At 50.3% G+C, this 21,470-nt stretch carries 18 protein-coding genes; all 18 read left to right on the top strand.

The annotated features are described in order from the left end of the window. Nucleotides 1-135: 135 nt before the first annotated feature. The 18 genes from hprK to BR86_RS0100725 all read left to right on the top strand — a co-directional run bounded on the left by hprK (nt 136) and on the right by BR86_RS0100725 (nt 21,468). Nucleotides 136-1,065, top strand: coding sequence for an HPr(Ser) kinase/phosphatase (hprK, locus tag BR86_RS0100810; protein ID WP_031471121.1), 930 nt, complete (start codon nt 136-138; stop codon nt 1,063-1,065). 27 nt (nt 1,066-1,092) lie between these two features. Next, nucleotides 1,093-2,013, top strand: coding sequence for a UDP-N-acetylmuramate dehydrogenase (murB, locus tag BR86_RS0100805; protein WP_031471120.1), 921 nt, complete (start codon nt 1,093-1,095; stop codon nt 2,011-2,013). 157 nt (nt 2,014-2,170) lie between these two features. Next, on the top strand, nt 2,171-3,043 hold the full coding sequence (rapZ, locus tag BR86_RS0100800; RefSeq protein WP_031471119.1) for an RNase adapter RapZ: 873 nt from the start codon (nt 2,171-2,173) through the stop codon (nt 3,041-3,043). 3 nt (nt 3,044-3,046) lie between these two features. Next, the gene (whiA, locus tag BR86_RS0100795) at nt 3,047-4,012 is read left to right on the top strand and encodes a DNA-binding protein WhiA (protein WP_031471118.1); all 966 of its coding nucleotides are present in this window, start codon (nt 3,047-3,049) and stop codon (nt 4,010-4,012) included. Nucleotides 4,013-4,026: 14 nt separating this feature from the next. Continuing rightward, complete coding sequence (locus BR86_RS0100790) at nt 4,027-4,278, top strand: HPr family phosphocarrier protein (RefSeq protein WP_031471117.1); 252 nt, start codon at nt 4,027-4,029, stop codon at nt 4,276-4,278. Nucleotides 4,279-4,491: 213 nt separating this feature from the next. Continuing rightward, nucleotides 4,492-7,983: a DNA polymerase III subunit alpha gene (locus BR86_RS0100785; RefSeq protein ID WP_031471116.1), complete on the top strand. Its 3,492-nt coding sequence runs from the start codon at nt 4,492-4,494 to the stop codon at nt 7,981-7,983. A gap of 232 nt (nt 7,984-8,215) precedes the next feature. Further along, nucleotides 8,216-9,190 carry a 6-phosphofructokinase gene (pfkA, locus tag BR86_RS0100780; RefSeq protein WP_031471115.1) on the top strand — a complete coding sequence of 325 codons (975 nt, stop codon included), beginning with the start codon at nt 8,216-8,218 and terminating at the stop codon, nt 9,188-9,190. A 413-nt stretch (nt 9,191-9,603) separates the two neighbouring features. Next, nucleotides 9,604-10,014 (top strand): DUF6145 family protein, encoded by a 411-nt coding sequence (locus tag BR86_RS0100775; protein ID WP_051684514.1) that lies wholly within the window; start codon nt 9,604-9,606, stop codon nt 10,012-10,014. A 20-nt stretch (nt 10,015-10,034) separates the two neighbouring features. Further along, entirely contained in the window at nt 10,035-10,988 is a 954-nt protein-coding gene (gene dusB, locus BR86_RS0100770; protein WP_031471113.1) for a tRNA dihydrouridine synthase DusB, read from the top strand. 327 nt (nt 10,989-11,315) lie between these two features. Continuing rightward, entirely contained in the window at nt 11,316-11,798 is a 483-nt protein-coding gene (gene greA, locus BR86_RS0100765) for a transcription elongation factor GreA (RefSeq protein ID WP_031471112.1), read from the top strand. A 152-nt stretch (nt 11,799-11,950) separates the two neighbouring features. Beyond that, nucleotides 11,951-13,909, top strand: coding sequence for a lysine--tRNA ligase (gene lysS / locus BR86_RS0100760; protein WP_031471111.1), 1,959 nt, complete (start codon nt 11,951-11,953; stop codon nt 13,907-13,909). A 671-nt stretch (nt 13,910-14,580) separates the two neighbouring features. Beyond that, entirely contained in the window at nt 14,581-15,600 is a 1,020-nt protein-coding gene (locus BR86_RS0100755) for a PDDEXK nuclease domain-containing protein (RefSeq protein WP_031471110.1), read from the top strand. 583 nt (nt 15,601-16,183) lie between these two features. Further along, entirely contained in the window at nt 16,184-17,629 is a 1,446-nt protein-coding gene (locus tag BR86_RS0100750) for a hypothetical protein (protein WP_143099279.1), read from the top strand. A gap of 55 nt (nt 17,630-17,684) precedes the next feature. Continuing rightward, nucleotides 17,685-17,894: a hypothetical protein gene (locus BR86_RS15470; protein ID WP_242841536.1), complete on the top strand. Its 210-nt coding sequence runs from the start codon at nt 17,685-17,687 to the stop codon at nt 17,892-17,894. Between the two features lie 119 nt (nt 17,895-18,013). After that, nucleotides 18,014-18,952: an aldo/keto reductase gene (locus tag BR86_RS0100740; RefSeq protein WP_031471107.1), complete on the top strand. Its 939-nt coding sequence runs from the start codon at nt 18,014-18,016 to the stop codon at nt 18,950-18,952. A gap of 82 nt (nt 18,953-19,034) precedes the next feature. Then, on the top strand, nt 19,035-19,649 hold the full coding sequence (locus BR86_RS0100735; RefSeq protein WP_031471106.1) for a TetR/AcrR family transcriptional regulator: 615 nt from the start codon (nt 19,035-19,037) through the stop codon (nt 19,647-19,649). A 61-nt stretch (nt 19,650-19,710) separates the two neighbouring features. Next, nucleotides 19,711-20,385 (top strand): flavodoxin, encoded by a 675-nt coding sequence (locus BR86_RS0100730; protein WP_031471105.1) that lies wholly within the window; start codon nt 19,711-19,713, stop codon nt 20,383-20,385. A gap of 36 nt (nt 20,386-20,421) precedes the next feature. Further along, entirely contained in the window at nt 20,422-21,468 is a 1,047-nt protein-coding gene (locus tag BR86_RS0100725; protein ID WP_031471104.1) for an aldo/keto reductase, read from the top strand. The last annotated feature ends 2 nt before the right edge of the window (nt 21,469-21,470 follow it).

Raw genomic sequence — 21,470 nt, 5'->3', positions numbered from 1 at the left:
GGACGTCCTGCAGAAAACGGGGAAACGGATCGAGACAAATGAACCGATACAAAAGAACCGATACAAATGAAGAAATGATAAACACAGACGGGAAGATAGAATCATACAGCAGACTCTGCTGGGAATGGGGGATTTATGGCAGACGTTACCATCACGGAACTGATTGACAAACTCGGCCTGAAGAACATGACTCCTCAGATCGATACGGACCTGATCGTTCTGAAAAATGCCGAAGTAAACCGGCCGGCGCTTCAGCTGACCGGCTATCTGGAACATTTCGACAGTGACCGTGTTCAGGTCATCGGAAATGTTGAGACTGCATATACAAACGGACTTCCGGACAAGAAACGGCTGGAAGTTTTTGAGAAACTGCTGGCATCGGGAATTCCGTGCCTTCTCTACAGCCGGGGCATCGAACCGGCGGACGATATCATCAGCCTCTGCGAGCACTATGAGGTGCCGTGTCTGATGAGTGAGAAGCCGACATCGCACCTGATGGCGGAGATTATTCTGTGGCTGACGGACCGCCTGGCACCGATGATCAGCGTGCACGGCGTTCTGGTCGACGTTGCCGGTGTCGGCGTTCTGATCATGGGCGAGAGCGGCATCGGTAAGAGTGAGGCGGCGCTGGAGCTGATCAAGCGCGGACACCGTCTGGTCAGTGATGACGTGGTGGAGATCCGCCGGACCAGCGACTCCCAGCTGATCGGAACTTCGCCGGACATCACGCGGTATTTTATCGAACTGCGCGGAATCGGCGTGATTGACGTCAAGACGCTGTTCGGTGTACAGTCGGTGAAAGACCAGAAGACCATCGATATGGTCATCAAACTGGAGGAGTGGGATAAAGAGAAGGAATACGACCGTCTCGGTCTGGAAGACCAGTTTATGGAATTTCTGGGCAATAAAGTCGTATGTCACTCGATCCCGATCCGCCCGGGCCGTAACCTCGCGATTATCGTTGAGTCAGCGGCAGTCAACCAGAGACAGAAGGGCATGGGCTACAATACGGCGCAGGAACTCTACCGCAGAGTTCAGGAGGCCATGGTCGCAAAGACCGAATAAAAGGAAAGAACGAACGGAGAACATAACATGAGTTTTGAGAGAGAACTGCAGAGCGCGGCCTATGGCGGCCGTGTGCTGAAAGACGAGCCGATGAAGAATCACACCACATTCCGGGTGGGCGGACCGGCGGACTGGTACGCGGCACCGGCGGATGAGGCATCGCTCCGGGAGGTTGTCCGGCTCTGCAGACGGGAGGAGGTTCCGTATTTCATTCTTGGCAACGGTTCCAATCTCCTGGTGAGTGATGAGGGATACCGCGGCGTGATCGTTCACAGCGGCGTCAACCTCTCCGGAATGGAAGTGCGGGAGGAGGCGGACGGTGTCGTGATCGAGGCGGGGTCGGGCGCGCTTCTCGCATCGATCGCGAGACGGGCGCTGAAGGAATCGCTGACCGGATTTGAATTTGCGTCGGGAATCCCGGGAACTCTGGGCGGCGCGCTGGTGATGAACGCCGGCGCCTACGGCGGCGAAATGAAGCAGATCGTCCGTTCGGCCCGCGTATTTACACGGGATGGACGCACAGAGCGGATTGCGGCGGAAGATCTGGATCTCTCCTATCGTCACAGCAGCATTCCAGAAAATGAGTGGATTGTGCTCTCCGCGGAGATCGTCCTTCATGAAGGCGATCCGGAGACCATCAGGGAGACCATGGATGACCTGAACGGCCGAAGAAGAGAAAAACAGCCGGTGGAATTCCCGAGCGCCGGTTCGACGTTTAAGAGACCGGAAGGCTATTTTGCCGGAAAGCTGATTCAGGACGCGGGACTTCGCGGCTTTACCGTTGGCGGCGCACAGGTTTCCGAGAAACACTGCGGGTTTGTCATCAACCGCGGCGACGCCACGGCGGAAGACGTGCTGGCAGTGATCCGCGGTGTACAGAAGCGCGTTTATGAAGACGCCGGCGTAAAGCTGGAGCCGGAAGTCATGATGCTCGGATTTGACTGCTGAGACTGGGGCAGGAAGTATTTCCCAAAACCCGGAGCATATCGGATCAAGGTGCTGAAGCGCTGAGACAGAGGATAGGGCAGACCGGGTTTACTGATCGGAGAAAAGTGGAAAGCCGATGGATCGGATGGTCATCAACAGCAGAAGAGGTGAGTGAGATATGAGACTGGTAATCGTGACCGGAATGTCCGGCGCGGGTAAGACGACCGCATTGAAAACGCTGGAAGATATGGGCTTTTACTGTGCGGACAATCTCCCGATTCCGCTGGTCGATAAATTTGCAGAGCTGGTCCGGGATTCCGGCAGCGGAATCAGCACGGCGGCGCTCGGCGTGGATATCCGGAGCGGCGATGAGCTGCCGGAACTGGCGAACACGCTGGATCAGTGGACGAAGAATGGAATTCCGTATTCCATCCTCTTTCTGGATTCCAACGAGGACGCGCTGGTGCGCCGGTTCAAACAGACCCGCCGTGCGCATCCGCTGACACCGGGCGGAAGAGTGGAGACAGGAATCCGCGAAGAGCGGAAACAGCTGGAGTTTCTGAAAAAGAGAGCGGATTACATCATTGACACGTCCGCGCTTCTGACCAGAGATCTGCGGGACGAACTCGGAAGGATCTTTGTGAAGAATGAGAAATTCTCCAGTCTGTTTGTGACGGTGCTCAGCTTCGGCTTTAAGTACGGGATCCCGCGCGACGCGGATCTTGTGTTTGATGTCCGTTTCCTCCCGAATCCGTATTATGTGGATGCGCTGAAGCACCGGACCGGCAACGAGAAAGAGGTGCAGGACTATGTGCGGCAGGGCGGCACCTGCGATGAGTTCCTGCAGAGGATCTCCGATCTGCTGGATTTCCTGATTCCGTACTATGTGAAAGAGGGGAAAAATCAGCTGGTCATCGCGATCGGCTGCACCGGAGGAAAACACCGCAGCGTGACGGTGGCAAACCTTTTGCATGAAGCATTGAAATCACATCAGGAGATCGGTCTTCGAATCGAGCACAGAGACGCGGACCGGGACGGAAAGCAGGGGTGACCGATGTCGTTTTCTTCCCGCGTGAAGGATGAATTATCAAGAGTGGTGCCGGCAGCCAGACACTGCCAGATCGCCGAGACGGCGGCGCTTCTGGGCATGTGCGGCACTATTTCGGCCGATGAGAGCGGCCGCTATACTCTCCGGATCCATACGGAAAATGTGACCGTTGCGCGAAAGTTCTTCATTCTTCTGAAAGAGGCTTTTCAGGTCCGGAGCGAGATTGCTGTCCGGCAGAGCCATTTTTCCAAAAAGAACCGGACGTACATCGTCTATGTGAGCGACAGCGAGGGGACGAGACGGGTTCTGGAAGCGGTGAAAATGATCTCGGAAGACGGCGAGATCGGCGAGGATTTCGCGCGAGTCCGGAATATCGTCCTGCGGCAGGACTGCTGCAGGCGCAGTTATATCCGCGGCGCTTTTCTTGCGGCCGGTTCCATCAGCGATCCGGAAAAGAGTTATCACTATGAGCTGGTGACGTCCGATCCGGAGCGCGCAGATCAGCTTTGTACCATCATTTCGACCTTTTCCATCGAGGCAAAAATTGTTGTCAGGAAGAAGTATTATGTGGTATATATTAAAGAAGGTGACCAAATCCGTGATATGCTTGGACTGATGGGCGCCGATACTGCCCTGATGGATATGGAGAATATCCGCATCGTCAAGGACATGAGAAACAGTGTCAACCGACAGGTAAACTGTGAGACTGCGAACATCAACAAGACCGTATCCGCGGCGGTACGGCAGTTGAAAGATATCGAGTATATCAGGGACACCAGGGGACTGGCATCACTGCCGGTACCGTTGAAGCAGATGGCGGAACTCAGGCTCAATGCACCGGATGCACCGCTTGTGCAGCTCGGAACCATGCTGGAGCCGCCGGTCGGAAAGTCCGGTGTTAACCACCGACTCAGGAGAATCAGCGAGATCGCGGAGAAACTGAGACAGGAGCAGGGGATCTCGCCGGAGTAAGAGGAGTAACAGGCATGACCAGAGATATTACAATCAATCTGAAAAAGGGAATGGAAGCAAGACTGGCGGCAATGCTGGTACAGGTATCGAGCCAGTTTGAGAATTCCAGCATTCATATTGTCAGCGGAACCCGTCAGGTGAATGCAAAGAGCATCATGGGAATGATGTCCCTGGCTCTGACAAACGGCCAGATGATTACGGTCACCGCGGAGGGCGGCGACGAAGAGGCTGCTCTGAAGGGAATTGAGGATTACCTGACATCATAAGAAGATCGGATTTGCCGATCGGCAGAATAAAAAAACGCACAGTCCGCCGCGGAGTATTCTGCGGCGGACTGTTTCCATTGTGGCATAGGATATTTCTCCGGAATTTCTATCCCGCAAAAACGCTTCGCGGGGATGCGCAGGCCTCTGCAATGGAAGAACAGCGGATCTGCTCTGCGCGAGCACATATCAGTTTTGAATGTAAGGAGGACCGGGATGGCATTTACCCATCTGCATCTGCATACGGAATACAGCCTTTTGGACGCATCGAGTAAGATCGATGAGCTCATGGACCGGGCGAAAGAACTTGGGATGGACAGCATTGCCATCACGGATCACGGGAATATGTACGGTGTGATTGAATTCTACCGTGCAGCGAAAAAACGGGGGATCAAACCCATCATCGGCTGCGAGGTCTATGTGGCGCCGGGATCGAGACATGACCGCGAAGTCGGATCGGATGAGCAGCGCTATTATCATCTGATCCTGCTTGCAGAGAACAATCAGGGATACGCAAACCTGATGAAGATCGTCTCCGTCGGCTTTGTCGAGGGATTCTATTACAAGCCACGGGTCGACTACGAGACGCTGGAAAAATACCATGAAGGCATCATCTGCTGCTCCGCCTGCCTTGCCGGAGAAGTGGCCAGACTTCTGACCGCGGATCTCTATGAGGAGGCGAAGAAGGCGGCTCTTCACTATCAGCAGATCTTCGGCGAGGAGAACTACTTCCTTGAGATGCAGGATCACGGCATTCCGGCGCAGAAAAAGGTCAATGCCAGCGTGATGCGCCTGCATCAGGAGACCGGAATTCCGATGGTGGCGACCAACGACTGCCATTATATCAATGCCGATGACGTGGAATCGCACGACATTCTTCTGTGCATTCAGACCGCGAAGAAGGTTAGCGATACCGACCGTATGCGCTATGAGGGCGGCCAGTTCTATGTGAAGTCGGAAGAAGAGATGCGGGCGCTCTTTCCCTATGCGCCGGAAGCGATTGACAACACGCACCGGATCGCGGAGCGCTGTAATGTCGAGATTAAATTCGGCGAGCGGAAACTTCCGAAATACGCGGTGCCGGACGGTATGACTTCCTGGGAATACCTGAACAAGCTTTGTACCGAGGGCTTTGAAAAGCGGTACCCGGACGGGGATGCCTCCATCCGGGAGCGGCTCGATTTCGAGCTGGGCGTCATTCAGCACATGGGCTTTGTCGACTATTTCCTGATCGTGTGGGATTATGTCAATTTTGCCCGCTCCCACGATATCGCGGTAGGACCGGGACGAGGAAGTGCGGCTGGAAGCATTGTCTCCTACTGCATGGGCATCACCAACATTGACCCGATCCGCTATCAGCTGATCTTCGAGCGTTTCCTGAACCCAGAACGTGTATCCATGCCCGATATCGATATCGATTTCGAGTACGAGCGCCGGCAGGAGGTGATCGATTATGTCACGGAAAAATACGGCCGTGACTGCGTATCCCAGATCATCACCTTCGGTACGCTGGCGGCAAGAGGCGTCATCCGCGACGTCGGACGCGCGCTGGATCTCCCGTACGCCCGCTGTGACCAGATCGCGAAAATGATCCCGACGGATCTCGGAATCACGCTGGACAAGGCATTGAAGGCCAATCCGGAGCTGAAGCAGCTCTATGATACGGATCCGGAAGTGAAATATCTGATTGATATGTCCCGCCGGCTCGAGGGACTGCCGCGCCATACGTCGATCCATGCCGCCGGCGTTGTGATCTGCGCGGCACCGGTAGACGAGTACGTGCCGCTCTCGCGGGGCGCGGACGGCTCGATCACCACCCAGTATGAGAAGACGACGATCGAAGAACTCGGTCTTCTGAAGATGGATTTTCTGGGGCTTCGCACGCTGACCGTCGTCAAGGACGCCGCGCGCATGGCGGAAAAGAGCAGCGGAACCAGAATCGATATGGATCGGATCGATTTCAACGACCGGAAGGTTCTGGATATGGTCGGAACCGGAAAAGACGAGGGAGTCTTCCAGCTCGAGTCCAACGGCATGAAGTCCTTCATGAAGGAACTGAAGCCGGAGAGTCTGGAAGATGTCATCGCGGGCATTTCCCTCTACCGACCGGGCCCGATGGATTTCATCCCGCAGTATCTGAAGGGGAAAAATGACCGCTCATCCATCACCTACGAGTGCCCGGAACTTGAGCACATCCTCGCGCCGACGTACGGCTGCATCGTCTATCAGGAGCAGGTTATGCAGATCGTCCGCGATCTGGCAGGCTTCTCCTGGGGCCGAAGCGATCAGCTCCGCCGCGCGATGAGTAAAAAGCACGAGGACGAAATGCAGGCGGAGCGCAAAAACTTCGTGTACGGCAATGAAGAGCTCGGGATCAAGGGCTGCGTTGCCAACGGAATCTCCGAGGCGGTGGCGAACCATATCTACGACGGCATGATCGATTTCGCCAAATATGCGTTCAACAAATCCCATGCGGCGGGATATGCGGTGGTCTGCTTCCAGACCGCATGGCTGAAATGCTACTACCCGGTGGAGTTCATGGCAGCGCTCATGACCTCTGTCCGCGACAATAACACGAAGGTTTCGGAGTACATCTCCGACTGCCGGCAGATGGACATCCGGATTCTTCCGCCGGACATCAACGAAGGTGAAGTCGGATTCTCCGTTTCAGACGGATCAATCCGGTACGGCCTTTCTGCGATCAAGAGCATCGGCCAGTCCGTGGTGGAGCGGATGATCGAAGAGCGGACGAATAACGGTCCGTTCCGCACCATCGAGGACTTTGTGGACCGGATGGCGGGCAAAGACGTCAACCGCAGAACTCTGGAGGGCTTTATCAAGTCCGGCGCAATGGACGGACTTCCGGGAACCAGAAAACAGAAATTCCTGATTTCCGGTGATCTTCTGGATCAGAAGGCCAAGGAAAAGAAAAATTCGATGGCGGGACAGATCTCCATGTTCGATATTGTGTCCGAGGATCAGAAGAAAGAATTCCAGATCTCCATGCCGAAGGTCGGCGAGTACTCCAAAGAGGAGATTCTGGCGTTTGAAAAAGAAACTCTCGGCGTCTATGTCAGCGGACATCCGCTGGAGGCTTACGAGGAGATCTGGAAGAAAAATATCACCGCAAGAACGGTAGACTTTCTGGTGGACGAGGATACCGGCGAGGCCGGCGTGACTGACGGCGATTATGTGGTGATCGGCGGTATGATCACGGCAAAGACAGTCAAGACGACGCGGCAGAATCAGATTATGGCCTTTGTCACCGTTGAGGATATGGCCGGAACCGTGGAATGCCTCATTTTCCCAAAGACCTACGAGCAGTACCGGCTGTTTACGTCGGAGGACAGCAAGGTCTTTATCCGCGGAAGAGTCAGCATCGGGGATGACCCGGAGGGAAAACTCATCTGTGAGCGGATCGTTCCGTTTGAGGACGTGCCGAGTCAGGTGTGGGTCCGGTTTGCGGACATGGAAGAGTACCGCGAGAAGGCTGCCTGGATGGAAAAGGTTATCGCCGGAAGCGACGGAAAAGACAGCGTTGTGGTCTATGTTGCCAAAGAAAAGGCGAAGAAAGTTCTGCCGGCGAACATGAGCGTGAAGGCGGGGCCGGCATTGCTTGACGCACTGAAGGCCGGGGTCGGCGAGGACAATGTCAGCGTCGTCGCATCAAAGATTTCCTTCGGACGCGCGGGCTTCGGAATGCGATGAGCCCTGGGGACGGGGTCAGGAGACCACAAACTCTTTTCAGGCATGAGGCCCCGGAGTCAGCAAGCATTCAGGAATAGGGATGGAGAGCCGGAGACCGCTTAAGGACTTTGTTCTTTACAAGATACAAAAACTGCTATAAAATATTTTAAAGTGTTTAAAAATTAACGAATCCTGCCGAAGAAAACGGTGCAGAATTTGCAAACATACGGGACGATCCGGAGGAGGAAGGACTATGGCTAATAGTGTGAAGACGATCGGCGTACTGACCAGCGGCGGCGATGCGCCGGGAATGAATGCCTGCATCCGTGCAGTCGTCAGAACCGCCATCAACAACGGGCTGAAGGTAAAGGGAATCATGCGCGGATACGCGGGACTCCTTCAGGAAGAGATCGTGGATATGAACGGGCTGAGCGTGGCGGATATCATCGCGCGCGGCGGTACCATTCTCTATACAGCCAGATGTCCGGAATTCATGACGGAAGAAGGTCAGAAGAGAGGCGCGGAGATCTGTAAAAAACATGGAATCGACGGCCTGGTTGTCATCGGCGGCGACGGATCCTACCGCGGCGCCGGAAAGCTTTCCGCGCTCGGCATCAATACCATCGGACTGCCGGGAACCATCGACCTCGATATCGCCTGTACGGATTACACCATCGGATTTGATACTGCGATCAACACCGCGATGGAGGCGATCGACAAGGTAAGAGATACGTCCACCTCTCACGAGCGCTGCTCCATTATCGAGGTTATGGGGCGCCATGCCGGATACATTGCCCTCTGGTGCGGTATCGCAAACGGCGCGGAGGATATCCTTCTTCCGGAGAAGTATGACGGTGACGAGCAGCAGCTCATCAATCGTATCATTGATTCCAGAAAGCGCGGCAAAAAGCATCACATCATCATCAACGCCGAGGGTATCGGGCACTCCGCATCCATGGCGCGCCGGATCGAGGCGGCGACCGGAATCGAGACCCGTGCCACCATCCTCGGATACATGCAGCGCGGCGGCTCACCGACCTGTAAGGACAGAGTATACGCGTCCATCATGGGTTCCAAGGCCGTTCAGCTCCTGATGGAGGGTAAGACCAACCGCGTCATCGGATATAAGGGCGGCGCGTATGTCGACTTTGATATCCAGGAGGCGCTTGCAATGACCAAGGATCTTCCGCAGGATGAGTATGAGATCAGTAAACAGCTGATTCGCTGACAGAAAAGACGTAAAACGATATATCAAAAGTGTGAACCGTCGGGCGTTGCCCGGCGGTTTTAAATGTGAGCGGAATGATGGAAATGGTTCGATCTGATCTTGCGCCGCAATTTTTTGCAATTGTCATTTCCGAAAATATCTCGCAAAGATATACACGCCGTTGCAAGAAGATGAGAGAATTACAGGGAGAATTGTTTCGGCAGATACAGAGTGACCGGCAACGTATTGTGCACAGAAAGGAAACTGTGTTATAATCGGCGGACGCAGAAAATAGAGAGAAAAGACAAAACGGTTCGAACAAAGACAAAACAGTTTGAAAAAACAAAATCAGTTCGAAATTAAACAAGACAGATCGGGTAAACATCCATAATCCTGAAACGGACGATCAGAGAAAGGAATCAATCATGGCAGAGATGCAGAATGTCAATGACAACAAAGACGGCGAGAACGTGGTTCTCTGCGGCGCATCGTCTTATACACAGAAATACTTCTTTAACCAGCAGTTTGCGATTCTTCCGGAGCAGATCCAGCAGGAACTCCACGTAACCTGCGTGCTCTTTACGGAGGATGTCGGCGGCGAGTTCTTTATGGAATTTGCGCCGGACGGAACGCTGAATCTCAAGGTGATGGCAAAACAGGACGATTTCCTCTTCGATGATATCGGAAGCGACCTGAAGATCAAGCAGATCCGCCGGGAGAAGGCGGAATTCCTGGAGTCGCTCGAACTTTACTATAAGCTGATCGTTCTGAAAAAGCCGATCGAGGAAGTCGGCGGAGACGGACCGGCCAGACAGCTCTACGAGAACATGAAGAAGACCAGGTGAGAGGACATCGGACAAATCGCATGAAAATCGGCAATATCGAATTAAAGCACAATGTTGCGCTCGGTCCGATGGCCGGGGTGACGGACCTTCCGTTCCGTATTCTCTGTGAGGAGATGGGAGCGGGACTGACCTGCACGGAGATGGTCAGCGCAAAAGCCATTTACTACGGCAACAAAAATACCAATGAACTGATTCGCACCGTTCCGGAAGAGCATCCGCTTGCGGTTCAGCTCTTCGGCTCCGATCCGGACATCATGGCGGAGATTGCGGTCCGTCTGGAAGAAGGTCCGTACGACATCATTGATGTCAATATGGGGTGCCCGGTCCCAAAAGTCGTGAATAATCATGAGGGAAGCGCTTTGATGCGTGATCCCGATCTTGCGTTCCGGATCCTGTCGGCGATGGCAAAAAAACTCCATAAGCCGCTGACAGTTAAATTCCGGAAGGGATTCAATGATGACTCCATCAACGCGCCTGAATTCGCAAAGATGGCGGAGCAGGCCGGCGTTGCCGCCGTGGCGGTGCACGGCAGAACCCGGGAAGAATACTACCGTGGGAAGGCGGACTGGGAAATTATCCGGAAAGTGAAAGAGGCCGTGTCGATTCCTGTATTCGGCAACGGCGATATTTTCCAGCCGGAAGACGCAAAAAAAATGATGGACGAGACCGGGTGCGACGGTGTGATGATTGCCCGAGGTGCCAAGGGAAATCCATGGATTTTTAAGAGAGTGGTGCATTATCTGGAGCACGGTGAGCTTCTGCCGGAGCCGACCAGGGAAGAGGTCCTCGCCATGATCCGCCGGCAGGCGAAGATGATGGTGGATGTCAAGGGAGAATACATTGCGATCCGCGAAATGCGAAAGCATGTATTCTGGTACACCGCCGGGATTCCAAACTCCGCGCAGCTTCGAAATGACATCAATATGGTGGAGACGCTGGATGGGCTTCTGGAGCTTCTGGACCGGCGTTTTTGACCGATTCCGGGCCACCGGAGAAGTGAGTTCAGGCTGTTTCGAAACTGGCGGCCCTGCGGAACGATTCCGGGCCACCGGAGAAGAGAGTTTAGGCTGTTCCGAAACTGGAGATCCTGCGGAGAGCGTTCCGGGCTTTGGAAACAGATTCAGACTGCTTCGAAACCGGCGATTTTTGGCGGAATTCTGCGGATCTTCGTGTGATTTCGTCTTGACATGGCAGGATTCTTTCTGTATAATTGCGCAGTATGCGGAGAACGTAACAGAGCAGGCATCCTTGGAAAGAATGCCTGTTTTGTGATATTTATAAAGAAGAAAGAAGGATATACGATGGCGAACGTTGTCTTGACAGAAGCTGGATTCAAAGAGAGAGAAGCCGAGCTTTACAATCTGAAGGTTAACGCAAGACGTGAGATTGCGGAGAAGATTAAGGAAGCAAGAGAGCAGGGCGATCTTTCTGAGAATGCAGAGTACGATGCAGCAAAAGATGAGCAGCGTGATATCGAGGCTCGTATCGCAGAGCTGGAGGAAATGCTGAAGAACGCAGAAGTTGTCGGCGCTTCCGAGCTTACACTGGACAAAATCGGTGTCGGAACCAAGGTTAAGGTTTACGATGAGGATGAGGACGAGGAGATGGAATTCACCATCGTCGGCTCTTCCGAGGCCAATACCCTGCAGCACAGAATCTCCAACGTTTCCCCAGTCGGCGCAGCGCTGATCGGCCACAAGGTTGACGATATTGTTGAGGTTGTTGTACCGTCCGGCTCCCTGCAGTACAGGGTTATCTCCATCGAGCACGCAGATCAGAACTGATCTTATAGAGTAAGAATATCAGAAAAGTCCGCAGGCATTGCCGGCGGTTTTTCTGCGCTATAGAACAAAAACACAATGGCTGCGGCCATACTCCGGACAGGCGCCGGAGGTGTGCGGCACCGGCAGTGATCCTAAGGGAAGAAGGAAAGAATATGGGACAGAATGCGAACGAGCAGGTTCAGCAGAACCAGCAGAATAACAAGCCGGAAGATGTCAACAAGCTTCGCCAGGTTCGCCGTGACAAGTTGGCGGAACTTCAGGCTGCAGGCAAGGATCCGTTTCAGATCACCAAGTTTGATCAGACGGCGCACAGCACCGATATCAAGAATGATTTTGAAAACTTTGAAGATAAAGAGGTATCCATTGCCGGCCGTATGATGAGCAAGCGCGTTATGGGTAAGGCTTCTTTCACCAATCTTCAGGACAAACTCGGCAACATTCAGTGCTATGTCGCAAGAGACAGCATCGGTGAGGAAGCTTACAAGGACTTCAAGAAGTACGACATGGGCGATATCATCGGTGTAACCGGTAAGGTATTCAAGACCAAGACAGGGGAGATCTCTGTTCATGCAGAGTCCATTACCCTGCTTTCCAAGTCTCTTCAGCCGCTTCCGGAGAAGTTCCACGGCCTGACCAACACCGATACCAGATACAGACAGAGATATGTCGATCTCATCATGAATGCCGACGTAAAGGAGACATTTATCAAGAGATCCAAGATCCTTCGCGAGATCCGTAACTTCCTGGATGCAAGAGACTTCATGGAAGTTGAGACTCCGATGCTGGTGGAAAATGCCGGCGGTGCGGCTGCAAGACCGTTCATCACACATTACAATGCCCTTGACGAGGACAGAAAGATGAGAATCTCTCTGGAACTCTATCTGAAGAGACTGATCGTCGGCGGCCTTGAGAGAGTCTTCGAGATCGGCCGTGTATTCCGCAACGAGGGTGTCGATACCAAGCACAACCCGGAATTCACTCTGATGGAGCTCTATCAGGCATATACCGATTACAACGGCATGATGGATCTGACCGAGGATATGTTCCGTTATCTGGCGGAGAAGGTATGCGGAAGTTCCGTGATCAGTTATAAGGGTGTTACCATTGACCTGTCCAAGCCGTTCCGCAGACTGACCATGAACGAGGCCATCAAAGAGCAGACCGGCATTGACTTTGATCAGGTTGCAACCGACGAGGAAGCAAAGAAGATCGCTGCCGAGAAGGGAATCGAGTTCGAGGAGCGCCACAAGAAGGGCGACATCGTAAACCTCTTCTTCGACGAGTTCTGCGAGGATAAGATGATCCAGCCGACCTTCATCATGGATCACCCGATCGAGATTTCTCCGCTGACCAAGAAGAAGCCGTCCGACCCGTCCAAGGTTGAGCGTTTTGAGATGTACATCAATGGTTGGGAGATGTGCAACGCTTACTCCGAGCTGAATGACCCGATCGATCAGAGAGAGAGATTTGCCGCTCAGGACGCACTGTCCGCAGCAGGCGATGAGGAAGCACAGCATACCGACGAAGACTTCCTGAATGCACTGGAGGTTGGTATGCCGCCGACAGGTGGTATCGGATACGGAATCGACCGTCTCTGTATGTTGCTCACGGACAGCGAAGCCATCCGCGATGTAATCCTGTTCCCGACGCTTAAGTCCCTTAACCCGGAGAAGAGCTCTGCATCGGCTGCGTCCGATGACAACGGATTTTTCGCTCCGAACAGCAAGATCGACTTCAGCAATGTGAAGATTGAGCCGCTGTTCGAGGAAACGGTTGATTTTGAGACGTTCTCCAAGTCCGATTTCCGTGCGGTTAAAGTTAAGGACTGCGTGGCAGTTCCGAAGTCAAAGAAGCTTCTCCAGTTCACACTGGACGACGGAACCGGCAAGGATCGCACCATTCTGAGCGGAATTCACGCTTTCTACGAGCCGGAGGATCTGATTGGAAAGACACTGATCGCCATCACAAACCTTCCGCCGAGAGCAATGATGGGCATCGAATCCTGCGGTATGCTGCTTTCTGCAGTAAATAACCTTAAGGATTCAGATGGTGAAGAGCTTCACCTTCTTATGATTGATAACCACATCCCAGCTGGTGCAAAGTTATACTAAAATGCAGCCCTGTAGCAGAAAAACTGCTATAGGGCTTTATTAATATTACAAGTTATAAATAATTATTTTTTTAAAGGGCTGATATTCACATTTAGCAGCTCCTTTTATATCAAAAAACATAATGTGGTGCTCTCGGTCATATTCACCGGAAAGCTTGTATCGTGTATCTGGATTGTAGTTAGGGATTAATGCTGATAGGCATTTGTGAAGATTTTTATTAGAAATGGATAATGTTCCCTTAGTTTTTGTGGATTTCCTGGCAAAAGGCGCAGATTTGGATTCACAGCTTCTGCAAACCTTTATAGCAAAAATCTTTTGAGATGGATCAAGACAAAATTGTACATTAGCGGGGGAATTTAAGTCAGCCATAACCTTTTGGCTAAAAGTAACTCCAGAGGTGTTGATAAAAATATCGGGTGAAGAATTTACACTTAAGTCTATAACAGTAAGATTAAAGATATATGATGAGGTTGTATCTATCTTCGACAGTTTTCATAATCCTATGCTCAGAAGCGTAGCACTTAATCAGTTTAGGATTCTGCAGGATATGAATAAGGTTGTTGAGCGATAAATAAGATATAGAATTATTTGATGTAAAATGATAACCTATAAAGCAGTAAAAATAGCTATTTATAATTGTGCAAGTGGGCTTGCACAAACTAAGGAGCAATATGTTAATCAATAATTCAGAGTATAAAGAAGCTTTAAGTAAGGCATTTGAATGTATTAGCTCAGCTCGCTATGAGGCGGTTGTTAATACGAACAATGTTTTGCTTCATAGGAACTGGAAGCTGGGGCAGATTATCATTGAAAAGAGTGAGTGGGGAAATAAGTTCATAGACAATCTTGCTTCCGATATTAAAATTCAATTTCCTGAAGCAACTGGCTTTTCGGTAAGAAATCTTAAGTATATGAAGAAATTCTCTGGGATGTTTAACGAGAATGAAATTGATTCTATGGGATTTTCTGGGCTAACATGGTATCACCATATAGCACTTATGGACAAAACTGATACCAAAGAGTTGTATCTATGGTATATGGGAAAGGCAATAGAAAACGGATGGACTCGTGACGTGATGGTTATGCAGATTGAAAGTAATCTGTACGACAGACAGAGTGTAAAGAAGATTCAGAATTTCACAGGTAAATTGCCGGATAAACAGAGTGAACTGGCAATACAGACAATGAAGGATCCATACATTTTTGACTTTGTTCAGATGACTGATCGGATGATAGAGACAGATATTGAGCATGAGATGGTGAAAAATGTTTCAAAATTGCTGTTGGAGCTTGGAAAAGGCTTTGCATACGTCGGAGAGCAATTTCAGCTTAAGGTTCAGGATGAAGAGTTTTATATTGACTTGTTGTTTTATAACTATATAATGCACTGCTTCTTTGCAGTAGAGCTTAAGACAGGAAAGTTTAAACCGGAGTATGCTGGTAAAATGAATTTCTATTTATCAGTATTGGATGATCAAGTTAAGAGTGTTGCGGATAATCCATCTGTAGGATTGATACTATGTAGGGATGAAAATCGTCTTGTTGCAGAATATGCTCTGAAAGATATGACTAAACCTATTGGAGTCAGCGAGTACAAGTTGCTGGAAGATATTCCTACAGAGTTGCAGGATACTGTACCTAGTTTGGAAGATATGGAATCTAGAATAATTGATAAATATAAATGTGAATGAAATTGTGCAAGTCCGCTTGCACAATTGTAGAAAGGGGAACAGATATAATAGTCTGTTCCTTTTTTTGATGTCACAATCAGTGACTCAAGGCTTCTTGGCAGCGGCTGTGTATTCTCAGAAACTTGAATAATGGATAGTGTCAATAATTTTTCGCAAATTCATTTTCACCCGTCGGCTCACCATCGTTAACTGACTGCAGACTGATCGTCAACCTTGCGCTGAAGTTCCAGATCGAACAGATGATTTATGTTCAGATACCGTTTGGATCCCCGGTTTGATGCTGCCACATGCAGGTCTTGCAGATCAGGGTAAGAAGGTCCTTGTGGTGGATTTAGATCTTCTGGCATGCATCAGAAGAAAAGACTGCCCAAAGCAGCCGGAGTCTGCCGCAAGCAAAGTTACGCTGTCCGGTCATAACTGCGGGCTTGACACCGGGCAGTTGTTTGCATAGTGTGAAAGAAAGTAGAGGACAGCCGAAAACTGGCGCACTGAAACAAACCATCACTGATTTATGATTTTTATGAGGAGGCTGCAATTGATTTCCATATTTCCAAAAGAAGAAATCCCAGGAACAATAAGAAAAGTGTTTGAACTTGAACCGGAGGTGTTTATCAAGACAAGGGATTTTTATCACCGGAACAAGGATATGCGTCATCATAAGGTTGTCGTTTATGATAATGGCGAACCGGTTTTTTGTTTCGGATGGAACAAAAATAATCCGACGAATCTGAATCCGGATGATCCCAAGGTTCAGATGCATCTTTCAAATTACTGGGATTATTCAACCTCTGATGAAGGTCTGGATTATTCCTATGTGGATCGTTACCAGCTGATGATCTTTGAGGAACTTGAAGAATACAGCTACCATTCCGCCCGAATCGTGCAGGCGCATAATCCGCAGATTGTGATCGTATTTTTGGATAAATATGCATCATTTTTCTTTTCGGAAAATGAAAAGCTGGTTATCGCGGACAGCGAAGAAGCGTTGTATAAAAAGCATCCCGAATTTAAAGCGCTTAGGACGATCCGGGCCTTTCCCGAACTCAAATGGGACGTACAGGGGGTTTTCATGGGGAAGGTTCCCAGCTACACAATCATGAGCAGTTTGTATTGGCTCAAGAGGGAATTCTATTACGGCCCCGAGAATCCGGACAAGACCTTCTACCTGATAAAACAGCCTGTAAAGGAAAACGGCCTTACTGCTGTGATTAACAATGTGATCGGGGTCAAGCAGAAAATCCGAAGTCTCCGTCCGGAGTTCATCCCGGTCGTTGATCTTGGTATTGCCGGGGATCCCAATCAGTTCGCCGGAGTAAGCGGAGAAGATGTATGGGGGATGTTTTTTGAACAGATTTCCGAATATACTCTGCAGGAGGTTTATAACTCACAGCATGTTATCCTGGATCAGAATTCAAACCTGACACTGAATCCATATATGACCGAGTTTACATTTTCCAATCAGCGGGCAGAGCTGGTTTACGGAAAAGATCTGCAGTACCGTCGGGATGTGATTGAACACACCAATGAAGTGCTTGATGCGGTATTTCCCAAAGACAAAAAACGTATCCTGGCGGTTGTTGTCAGAGGAAGCGATTATCTGATCCCAAGAACTTCAAAGTATGTACCGCACGGTCTCTCAGCCCGGGAAACCCTTGACAAAGCAATAAAATATGTGGATGAAAAGGGGTTCGATTTCGTATATCTGGCAACGGAGGAGCAGGGGATTCTTGAACTGTTTACCGGCAGCGCACTAAAGGACAGGCTTATTTTCACGAAACAGAAGCGTATTGACTTCCGCAAGGAAGAATATCAGGATAAGCTTTTGCTTGAGGTCTTTGCGGATGACCATGAGGATGATCCTATTGCGAGAACCCTTGATTATATCGCGACTCTTGAAGGACTGACGCGCTGTGACGCTCTTCTGGCAAATGTTACCTGCGGCGCTGTCACTTATGCGCTTGGAAGAGGGACCACTTATGAATTTGTTGACGTGAGTAAAATCGCAGACGGAATGCAAAGCGCCAGATAACGTCTGCTGTCAGCTCCTTATGACGGGATATCCGAATCAGGAAGGACGGATTCATGTGATTCCTGTCTATGAGAATCCTGTGGTGCTGCTTCCTTATACTTTGGGGGATTCAAGCTACAGGGACAATCTGCATTCCATCTGGGCCGGACAGGAGCTGTACCGAAAGGGAAATACGCAGGAAGAGTTTTACAACATTCTGCAAAAGAATATGCAGCCGGTGTATGACTCCGCCAGACGTCAGGGGTATGAGATCTGGAACCGGTGAAAATGCGATATGCAGGAGCGGGGCCTGCATATTTTTTAATTCGCGGTTGACACGGAGTCAATTCGGTGTTATGATCCAACCAATAACTGACACAGTGTCAACAGAAAGGGGCAGACAGTATGGCAAATTCATTACCTAAGATTGCACTTGGCGCATGGGCATGGGGCAACGATGGAACGTTTGGAGATCACCTGACAGCGGATTCTCTGAAACCGATATTTGATGCCGCAATGAAGGCGGGCCTCAATCTCTGGGACACCGCTTATGTATATGGCATGGGAACATCCGAGAAGATTCTGGGACGTTTTCTGAAAGATTATTCCAGAGATTCCTACATCATATCGGACAAATTTACACCTCAGTGTGCCGACTATTCTTCGAAGACACCGGTTGAGGATATGCTGAAGACGGAATATCAGATGCTGGGAATCGGCAACATGGATATTTACTGGGTACATAATCCTGTGGATGCTCCAAAGTGGATCGCAGAGGTGGCAAAGTATTTCGAAGGAAAAGCCGATGTTCCGGTGATCGGTGTATCCAATCACAATCTTGCCGAGATCAAAGAAGCAGACGAAATACTGAGAGCGCATGGTCTCCGGCTGGGCGCGGTACAGAATCATTACAGCCTGCTCAACCGGTCCTCCGAGGATTCCGGTATTGTTGAGTACTGCAGAGAAAACGGCATTTCGTTCTGGTCGTATATGGTTCTGGAGCAGGGCGCGCTTTCCGGAAAATATGATACCGGGCATCCGATGCCTGCAGGCTCCGGACGGGCGGAAACGTATAATCCGGTACTGGACAAACTCGAGATCATGAATGCCAGGCTGCAGGAAGTGGCGGATAAGTATAAAGTATCCCCTGCGCAGATACCGGTGGCATGGGCAATTGCAAAAGGAACACTGCCCATTATTGGTGTGACAAAGGTTGAACATGTTGAGGATGCAGTGAAAGCATGCCGTGTTGAACTGACACCGGATGAAATGAAGATGCTTGAGAATACGGCAGACAGTCTGGAATTGAACCTGATCCGTATGTGGGAAAAGAAGATGGAATGATTTTTTTTGCTCCGGGATTGACTGCGTGTCAACAGGAAGCTAATATAAAATGCATTGATACACAGTTATGAGGAGACGGATTATGGCAGTAGAACTGAAAGAGACCATTGACAAAAGAAGAGAGGAAATCATGGATGCCTGCGAAAAACTATATGAAACATTGGGTTTTCAAAGCATTAACATAAAGGTGATCAGCACGGAAACCAGCTTTTCCAGGCCATCCATTTACAATTATTTTCAGACGAAAGAAGAAATCTTTTTAGGTCTTCTGACACGCGAATATATGAAGTGGAATGATGCCCTCAAAAACATCACGGACAGAGATTCCGTTATGGATCGGGATGCTTTGGCCGGAGCGATCGCAAAATCAATGGAGGAACGAAAAACGCTTCTGAAGATTTCTGCGATGAATCTGTACGAAATAGAGGAAAACAGCAGGGATGAACTGCTTGTAGAGTATAAGAGGATTTTTAAGAGGACGATAGAACTGTTTGATGAATGTCTGAAAAAGCATCTCAAAGTGTCCGAGCAGAAGAGGGAACAGATACGATATGCATTCTTTCCCTATATGTACGGAATCTACCCGTATGCGTATCCCACAGAAAAACAGATATCAGCAATGGATGACGTGAAACTGTCCCATCGGGATGTGACGGTTTACGAAATGACCTGTCAGTTTTTAAAGCTGGTTTTATGAATGAAGTCGGAGGGAAGTCTGAGAGAAGTTTGAAAGAAGTCCGAAAGAAGGAGGTTGTCGGGTGAAAAAAATAGGTTCCGTGCTGTTGATCGCGTTGTTTGCGATGTTGGCGGTTATGGGGTGTTCGAGCCGGTCAGCGGACAAAGCTGCTGTCAGTTCAGCTTCCGCAAATATGAGTGAACAAGAGATCTCAAAAGAAGCAGCGAATCTGAAAACAGAAAAAAACGTTGGTACAGTACAGGAAAGCAATGAGAAAAAAGTGCTGGTGATTTATTTTTCAGCAACAGGTACCACAAAGCGGATTGCGGAAAGAATCGCTTCGGTCACAGGAGCGGATTTATGCGAGATTGTCCCGAGGGAACGGTATCGTGATGCCGATCTCAACTACAATGACAAGAGCAGCAGAACGACAAGAGAGCAGAATGATCCGTCGGTAAGACCGGAATTTGAAGACATCGGGATTGATGTTGAACATGATTATGAAACGGTTTTTCTTGGATATCCGATTTGGTGGGGCGAAGAACCGAGAATCATGGATACGTTTGTAGAGAGTTATCGTTTTGAAGGAAAAACGATCATACCGTTCTGCACTTCGGGAGGAAGCGGTATCGAGAAAAGCCGTGATAACCTTGCAGAAAAAGCAGGATCCGGCACATGGCTTCCGGGCAGCCGATTCGGCGCGGGTGCATCGGATGATGAGCTCGTGAAATGGATCGGGAAACTTGGAATTGGATAATCGTCGAAGTGGCAGACAGAAGCAGGAGGCATGACGATGAAGTATACAAAACTCGGGAATTCGGAATTGAATGTTTCACGCATCTGCATGGGCTGTATGGGATTTGGCGACGCGTCAAGAGGGCAGCACAGCTGGACAATCGATGAGGAGCATTCGAGGGAGATCATCAAAAGAGGTCTGGAACTCGGAGTGAATTTCTATGATACGGCGATCGCTTATCAGAGCGGAACCAGTGAGCAGTATGTCGGGCGTGCACTCAGGGATTTCGCAAAGCGCGAGGATGTGGTTGTTGCCACCAAATTTCTTCCAAGGACACCGGAGGAGATGGAAAAAGGGATCACGGGACAGCAGCATATCGAGAACATGATGGATACAAGCCTTCAGAACCTTGGCATGGATTATGTGGACCTCTATATTTATCACATGTGGGACTGGAATACGGACATTTACGATATCATGGATGGCCTGAACCGAATTGTGAAAGCGGGAAAGGCAAGATATATCGGAATTTCAAACTGTTTTGCATGGCAGATTGCAAAGGCCAATGCGCTGGCGGAAAAGGAAGGGTTTGCAAAATTTGTCTCGGTTCAGGGGCACTATAATCTGATCTTCCGGGAAGAAGAGCGTGAGATGGTGCCGTATTGTGAAGAAGAAAATATCGCGCTTACCCCGTACAGTGCACTGGCAAGCGGAAGACTCTCCAGAAAGCCCGGGGAAGGTGATACCAGGAGAGCAGCCGAGGATACCTATGCGAAGTTTAAGTATGATGCGGTCAAAGAACAGGACCGTGTGATCATAGACCGGGTAGCGGAACTGGCCGGGAGACATGGCGTGACTATGACGGAGATCTCGCTGGCCTGGCTTCTGACCAGAGTGACGGTACCGGTTGTCGGAGCGACAAAACGTTCCCACATAGAAGACGCAGCCAAGGCCGACCGGTTAGAATTGACCGGCGATGAGATCCGGTATCTGGAAGAGTTATACGTACCGCATCCGCTTGCCGGTGTGATGGCTCAGAACGGGAGAAGTGACGCGGCAAAGAGACATGTATGGTCGATAGGAGATCAGAAGATCGGAAAGTGAGG

The sequence above is a fragment of the [Clostridium] aminophilum DSM 10710 genome (assembly GCF_000711825.1).
Taxonomy (GTDB): domain Bacteria; phylum Bacillota; class Clostridia; order Lachnospirales; family Lachnospiraceae; genus Clostridium_R; species Clostridium_R aminophilum.
This window is presented reverse-complemented; position numbering and strand designations above follow the sequence as displayed.

Excerpts from the sequence above, each read along its gene's own strand:
- BR86_RS0100740 (WP_031471107.1), top strand. The coding sequence starts at position 18,014 with ATGGCAAATTCATTACCTAAGATTGCACTTGGCGCATGGGCATGGGGC.
- hprK (WP_031471121.1), top strand. The coding sequence starts at position 136 with ATGGCAGACGTTACCATCACGGAACTGATTGACAAACTCGGCCTGAAG.
- BR86_RS0100785 (WP_031471116.1), top strand. The coding sequence starts at position 4,492 with ATGGCATTTACCCATCTGCATCTGCATACGGAATACAGCCTTTTGGAC.
- greA (WP_031471112.1), top strand. The coding sequence starts at position 11,316 with ATGGCGAACGTTGTCTTGACAGAAGCTGGATTCAAAGAGAGAGAAGCC.
- pfkA (WP_031471115.1), top strand. The coding sequence starts at position 8,216 with ATGGCTAATAGTGTGAAGACGATCGGCGTACTGACCAGCGGCGGCGAT.
- dusB (WP_031471113.1), top strand. The coding sequence starts at position 10,035 with ATGAAAATCGGCAATATCGAATTAAAGCACAATGTTGCGCTCGGTCCG.
- BR86_RS0100755 (WP_031471110.1), top strand. The coding sequence starts at position 14,581 with ATGTTAATCAATAATTCAGAGTATAAAGAAGCTTTAAGTAAGGCATTT.
- BR86_RS0100725 (WP_031471104.1), top strand. The coding sequence starts at position 20,422 with ATGAAGTATACAAAACTCGGGAATTCGGAATTGAATGTTTCACGCATC.
- murB (WP_031471120.1), top strand. The coding sequence starts at position 1,093 with ATGAGTTTTGAGAGAGAACTGCAGAGCGCGGCCTATGGCGGCCGTGTG.
- BR86_RS0100735 (WP_031471106.1), top strand. The coding sequence starts at position 19,035 with ATGGCAGTAGAACTGAAAGAGACCATTGACAAAAGAAGAGAGGAAATC.
- BR86_RS0100775 (WP_051684514.1), top strand. The coding sequence starts at position 9,604 with ATGCAGAATGTCAATGACAACAAAGACGGCGAGAACGTGGTTCTCTGC.
- BR86_RS0100790 (WP_031471117.1), top strand. The coding sequence starts at position 4,027 with ATGACCAGAGATATTACAATCAATCTGAAAAAGGGAATGGAAGCAAGA.
- whiA (WP_031471118.1), top strand. The coding sequence starts at position 3,047 with ATGTCGTTTTCTTCCCGCGTGAAGGATGAATTATCAAGAGTGGTGCCG.
- lysS (WP_031471111.1), top strand. The coding sequence starts at position 11,951 with ATGGGACAGAATGCGAACGAGCAGGTTCAGCAGAACCAGCAGAATAAC.
- rapZ (WP_031471119.1), top strand. The coding sequence starts at position 2,171 with ATGAGACTGGTAATCGTGACCGGAATGTCCGGCGCGGGTAAGACGACC.